Origin of the sequence: uncultured Thiohalocapsa sp. (assembly GCF_913063425.1) — a bacterium.
Taxonomy (GTDB): Bacteria; Pseudomonadota; Gammaproteobacteria; order Chromatiales; family Chromatiaceae; genus Thiohalocapsa.
The window spans coordinates 1-4668 of record NZ_CAJXYK010000105.1; the positions used below are offsets into that span (position 1 = coordinate 1).

4 protein-coding genes and 1 pseudogene are annotated in these 4668 nt (G+C 69.5%); all 5 read left to right on the forward strand.

Annotated features, from left to right (window positions below):
* Window positions 1-803 (forward strand): annotated as a pseudogene (locus QZ607_RS25585) (DNA methylase); the annotation flags it as partial.
* A gap of 28 nt (window positions 804-831) precedes the next feature.
* Window positions 832-1131, forward strand: a complete 300-nt coding sequence (locus QZ607_RS25590; RefSeq protein ID WP_295889051.1) for a DUF6516 family protein — start codon at window positions 832-834, stop codon at window positions 1129-1131.
* Window positions 1124-1495, forward strand: a complete 372-nt coding sequence (locus tag QZ607_RS25595; RefSeq protein WP_295889054.1) for a hypothetical protein — start codon at window positions 1124-1126, stop codon at window positions 1493-1495. Before QZ607_RS25590 ends, QZ607_RS25595 begins: the two co-directional genes overlap by 8 nt.
* Before the next feature lie 279 nt (window positions 1496-1774).
* Window positions 1775-1999 (forward strand): DUF433 domain-containing protein, encoded by a 225-nt coding sequence (locus tag QZ607_RS25600; protein WP_295889057.1) that lies wholly within the window; start codon window positions 1775-1777, stop codon window positions 1997-1999.
* 54 nt (window positions 2000-2053) lie between these two features.
* Window positions 2054-4668: phospholipase D-like domain-containing anti-phage protein (locus QZ607_RS25605; protein WP_295889059.1), on the forward strand; the 2615-nt coding region annotated here is incomplete at its 3' end.

Here is a 4668-nt window from a genome sequence, read left to right on the forward strand (position 1 = left end):
GCAACTACGTCCAGGGCACGGTCCTGATGGTGCTGCGCAAGCGCCACGGGGACGACATGGCCTTCCTGGACGAGCTGGTGCCGCAGGTGGAGACGGAGGTGCAGGCCCAGCTCGACGCCATGCTGGCGCTGGACGACGAGGACGACCCGAACTTCTCGGACGCCGACTACCAGCTCGCGGCCTATGCGGCGGCGCTGCGGGTGCTGACCGCGTACGCCAACATCGAGGACCTGGACGTGGCCTACGAGCTGGCCCGCGAGCGCACAGACCGCGACAAGTCCCCCATCGTGCGCATCATCGAGGACGCCGTGCGCACCGCCAGCAACCACCTGGTGCCGCCGGGGTTGGAGGGCGAGGTCTGGCGGCGGCTGTCACCGGAAGAGCGGCTCTACCTCAAGTGTCTGGAGGTGGAATCCCACGGCGACTACCGCAGCGGCGTCTTCATGGAATTCGCCCGGGGGCTCGGCGTGCGGGACTATCGGTACATGCTGCACAGCGACCGCGCCAACCAGACCCGGCTCAGCACCGCGAGCGAATTCCAGCGCCGCGAGTGGGGCACCGAGGGCTTCGGCAGCTCGCCCCTGCGCCATTGCCTCTATGCCATCTACCAGACCGCCGCCGGCGACGACCCGGCGGTGGGCCGCACCTATCTCAAGACGGAGCTCGCCGCGGACTACTGGAGCCGGCGCCTGCACCTGGTGGCACTCGCCGAGTATCTGGCCCGGCTGCCCATGGCGCACTGGCGCCGCGACGCCGAGGCCGCCCGGCTGCTGGCCGGGCTGCTGCGGCAGGACAGCGTGTAGCATGGCAGCAGGATGAGCAGGTCTGAGTTTGTCGATCACATCAATGGCCAAGGCAGAGAAGCTTCTCCACCGCCGGCAAACATACCGTGGCGGTCTGATCGAGATGGTGATCTGGCGGCTCCCGGAGCGCTCTGAGTCTTGGCCCCATGGCCTGAAATATCGTTTGGTCTATATTCGTGACCGAGCGCGCGTGATCGGGTACGACAACGAGCGCGGCAAGGGAGACCACAAGCACTTGGGCGAGCGCGAGGCGCCCTACCACTTCACCGACGTGCGGACCTTGCTTCGCGATTTTTGGGCCGATGTGCGGAGCTTTGATGATGACTGACACTGAGACTCGTGTGCTGCGTGTCGAGGTCTCGACACCGCAGGCGGCGATGGAAGCTTTCGCCGACACCTGGGAGCGAGCGGAGCGGGGTGAGTCGCTCGCGCCCATGGAGCACATCGGCTTCGAGAGTCTGGCCGAGCTCCTGGCCGTACTGACGCCGCAGCGCTGGGAACTGATCCGGCTCGTGCGCCAGCACGGCCCTCTTCACACGGCTGACCTGCCGGCTTTGACCGGCCGGGCCGAAGAACCCCTGGCGCAGGATCTGGCGCTGCTGAGCGAGCTGGGGATCATCGAGGTCTACGCAGGCGACCAGGTCCGCGTGCCCTGGGACGAGATCGATCTGCGGGTGCCGTTGGCGGCTTGAGGGCAACGAGCCCACGCGCCCCGCCTCGCTCCCACGCTCCAGCGTGGGAGTGTCTGGCCGGCGCTCCAGCGCCGCGTGTCACCGGTATCGTCGCCGGTGCAGCGCGCTTGGGACGCTGGAGATGACCTATCGCCGGGGCCGGGCGTCAGCCGCGTGTGTCTATCTGGATTTTGTCACATGCGGGAAGAGCGCGCGTACCGTTCCGGTTGCTCCCGGCTTGCTGGTAGATTTCGGCGAAGCCGAAAAGCTCTTTAGTATCGACCCTCACCTGGAGCATCCATGCCCGAGCAACGTATCACCATCGACCCGACGGCCTGCGGCGGGCGGCCCTGTATCCGCGGCATGCGGCTTCGCGTCAGCGATGTGCTGGACATGCTCGCGGCGGGCGCCGGCACCGACGAGATCCTGGATGACTATCCATACCTTGAAGCGGAGGATGTTCGCGCGGCCTTGTCCTATGCCGCGCGGCTGGTGGAGGTGCGCGGCGATTCCGCCCGACCTTGAGCCGGACGCTCGACCCAAGCCCGACACGCGATGGCTTTGCAGGGTTCCGGGCCGATGATCAACCGCCACAGCTCCCGCCGCACCCCGCTGGACCGGCACTTCCTGAACGACCGGCTCGCGGGCGCGCGCGCCTACGACCGCATCGCGGGCTTCTTCTCGTCGTCCATCCTGGAGGTGGCCGGGGAGGCGCTGGAGAGCATGGCCGGGCCGGTGCGCATGGTCTGCAACTCCGTGGTGGACCCGCGCGACGTGCGCACGGCCCAGCGCGCGGCGCAGGCGGCGCTGCGCCGGGAGTGGTGCGCGAGCGAGCCGGAGCGCCTGCCGGACGCCGCCAGGCCCCGGTTTGCACGGCTGCATCGGTTCCTCGCCAGCGGCCAACTTCAGGTGCGGGTGCTGCCGGACGTGCACTTCGGGCTGATTCACGGTAAGGCCGGCGTCATCACCCGCGCCGACGGCAGCAGGACGGCCTTCCTCGGCAGCGTCAACGAGTCCAAAACCGCCTGGCGGCTCAACTACGAGCTGCTGTGGGAGGACGACGACCCGGCGGCGGTGGACTGGGTGCAGCAGGAGTTCGATGCCCTGTGGGCGTCCCCCTTCGCGCTGGACCTGGCGGACGCGGTGGTGCAGGACATCGCGCGCATCGCGGCGCGGGTGGTGGTGCCGGACCTGGACGCCTGGCAGGCGGAGCCGGAGCCGGCGGCGCCCATCATCGAGACGCCCATCTATCGCCGCGAGGACGGCCTTTGGGCGCACCAGAAGCACTTCATCAAGCTCGCCTTCGAGGCCCACCGCGGCCCGCATGGTGCGCGCCTGGTGCTCGCGGACCAGGTGGGGCTCGGCAAGACCATCCAGCTCGCGCTGGCCGCGCAGCTGATGGCGCTGGTGGGCAGCAGGCCGGTGCTGATCCTGGCGCCCAAGCCGCTGGTGTGGCAATGGCAGCGGGAGATGGCGAGTCTGCTCGACATGCCCTCCGCGGTCTGGAGCGGCAACGCCTGGTGGGATGAGCACGGCGTCGAGCATCCGGTGGCTGGGCCGGCCGACATCAGGCGCTGCCCGCGTCGCGTCGGCATCGTCTCCACCGGGCTCATCACCGCGGGCACCGAGGCGGCGGATTGGCTCCGGCACATGCGCTTCGAGTGCGTGATCCTGGACGAGGCACACCGTGCGCGCCGGCGGAACCTGTCGGCGCAGAATGCTTATCAGCCGGCGCAGCCGAACAACTTGCTGCGCTTTCTCTGGGACATTGCGCCGCGCACCCGGAGCCTGCTGCTGGCCACGGCAACACCGGTGCAGCTGCACCCCATCGAGGCCTGGGACCTGCTGGACGCCCTCGCGCGCGGCAGCGACGCGGTGCTGGGCGGCATCGGCAGCCCCTGGCGCAAGCCGCGGCAGGCCATCGAGCTGCTGCTGGGCCAGGCCGAGCCACCCGCGGATGCTCTGGGCCGGTGGGCCTGGATGCGCAACCCGCTGCCGCCGGCGGCCGAAGGGCCGGATTACACCGCCCTGCGCCGGGCGCTGCGCATGGCCGATGCCCAATGCTGTGCCGATGGCGACAGCTTCGAGCGCCTGAGCGCACCGGACCGTGCCCGGGTGCGCCGGGTCTTCCCACGCTTTCTCAAGCACGCAAATCCCTTCATCCGCCACATCGTGCTGCGCACCCGGGAGTATCTGGAGACGACGCCGGACCCGGAGACCGGCGAGCCGCTGCTGCGGCCGGTGAAGGTTCGCCTCCATGGCGAGGGCGACGACGATGCCATCCGGCTGCCGCCCTTTCTCGCGGACGCCTATGCCCTTGCCGAGGAATTCTGCGGGCTGCTCGGCGAGCGCACCAACACCGGTTTCTTCCGCAGCATGCTGCTGCGCCGCGTCGGCAGCACCATGGAGGCCGGCCGGCGCACCGTGGAGCGCCTACTGAACGACTGGCAGACGCTCGACGACGCCGAGGACGATGAGGAGACGCTCGCCGAGCTCAAGACCCTCACCGGTGGAGAGCGGACACTGCTGGAGCGATTCCTGAAGGCGCTGGCCGCAAACCAGGAGCAGGACCCGAAGCTGCACGCGGTGCGTCGGCTGCTGCTGGACGACGGCTGGCTGGCGCTCGGCTGCATCCTGTTCAGCCAGTATTACGACTCGGCCCACTGGCTGGCCGAGCAGCTGAGCGCCACGCTGCCGGCTGAGCCCATCGGCCTGTATGCCGGCGCCGGGCGCTCCGGGCTCATCCGGGACGGCGAGCTGCAACGCCTGCCACGGGACGCGCTGAAGGAGCAGGTGCGTGACGGCGCCATCCGCCTGCTCATCGGCACGGATGCGGCCTCCGAAGGGCTGAACCTGCACCGCCTCGGCACGCTCATCAACCTCGACCTGCCCTGGAACCCGTCACGGCTGGAGCAGCGCAAGGGCCGCATCCAGCGCATCGGCCAGCGCCGCGACACCGTGGACATCTGCAACCTGCGCTATGCCGGCTCCGTCGAGGACCGGGTGCATGCGCTGCTGTCGAGCCGGCTGGAGCAGATCGCGGGCCTGTTCGGGCAGTTGCCGGACGTGCTGGAGGCGGTGTGGATCGACGTGGCGCTGGGCCGGATCGAGCGGGCGCGGGAGACCATCGACGCCGTGCCGCAACAGCATCCGTTCGCGCTGCGCTACACGGCCGTGCAGCCCATCGAGTGGGA